Annotated in this window: 2 pseudogenes; both read left to right on the forward strand. The window is 43.0% G+C overall.

The features are described from left to right. Nucleotides 1-479: pseudogene (locus tag ACRCJ0_RS14780) on the forward strand (phosphomevalonate kinase); the annotation flags it as partial. A 1-nt stretch (nucleotide 480) separates the two neighbouring features. Beyond that, a pseudogene (locus ACRCJ0_RS14785) lies at nucleotides 481-1,145 on the forward strand (type 2 isopentenyl-diphosphate Delta-isomerase); the annotation flags it as partial.

Genomic DNA, 1,145 nt, shown 5'->3' on the forward strand with positions numbered 1-1,145 from the left:
TGATTGAACAATTGCCGGTTGACCCAGACTGGACTTTATCCCTAGTTTGGTCTAAAGAAAAGGCATCGACTGAAGACTTATTAAAAATGGTAGCCCACCATATTTCTGAACGGGAACTGGAAGAAATTATGGCCAGTTTTAAACAATTGGCCAAACGGCAAGTTTTAATGGCTAAGGCAGCTATCCAAATGAATGAATGGTCTTTATTCAAATCAGCCATCAAAGATAATTTCGACAACATTTTAACGTATACCCAAACACTGAATAAACCTTATTTGACCAAGTCCTTTAAGAAAGCACTGAAGTTAGTCACATCAGAAAAAACCGTCGCCAAAATTTCTGGGGCGGGGGCTGGAGACTGTGCCTACGCGATTTCTAGTCAAGCTGATGAGGCCAAAGCCATCCAAGGCTTATGGCGAGAAAACGACCTAGTCGTTCTCCCCTTCGCTTTCTGGCAAAGAAATGAACAGGAGAGATAGTATGAACCGTAAAGATGCCCACGTGCACAATGCTGAAATGCAATATCAAACAGCGCCAACCGATTTTGATTCTGTCCGCTTTGTCCACCCTTCCTTGTCCCACCAAGAATTCAATAGTATCGACTTGTCGACCACTTTGTTTAAACAACAATTTGACCGCCCTTTCTATATTAATGCCATGACTGGTGGGTCTGAATGGACCAAGAAAATTAATGGTATGTTCGCTGAAGTGGCTCGTGAATGTCATTTACCAATGGCTTCAGGATCCGTTTCTGCAGCCTTAAAAGACCCTTCGGTAGCGGATTCTTTTACCATTATTCGTGACGTGAATCCCAATGGTTTCTTGATGGCCAATGTCGGCGCTGATAAGACCTTAGAGGATGCCAGAAGAGCAGTTGATTTATTAGACGCAGATGCCCTACAAATTCACTTGAATACAGCTCAAGAAATTGTCATGCCTGAAGGCGATCGTGATTTCAGGAAACTAGAAGACAATATTGTGGCTATCGTCGAAAACGTAGATCGGCCAGTAATGGTTAAGGAAGTTGGCTTTGGTATGTCTTACCAAACCATGCACCATCTACAAAGTTTAGGCGTTAATACCATCGATGTCTCAGGTACAGGTGGAACGAATTTCGCCAAAATAGAAAACGCTCGCCGTGAACA

It is taken from the genome of Aerococcus sp. L_32, assembly GCF_050689315.1.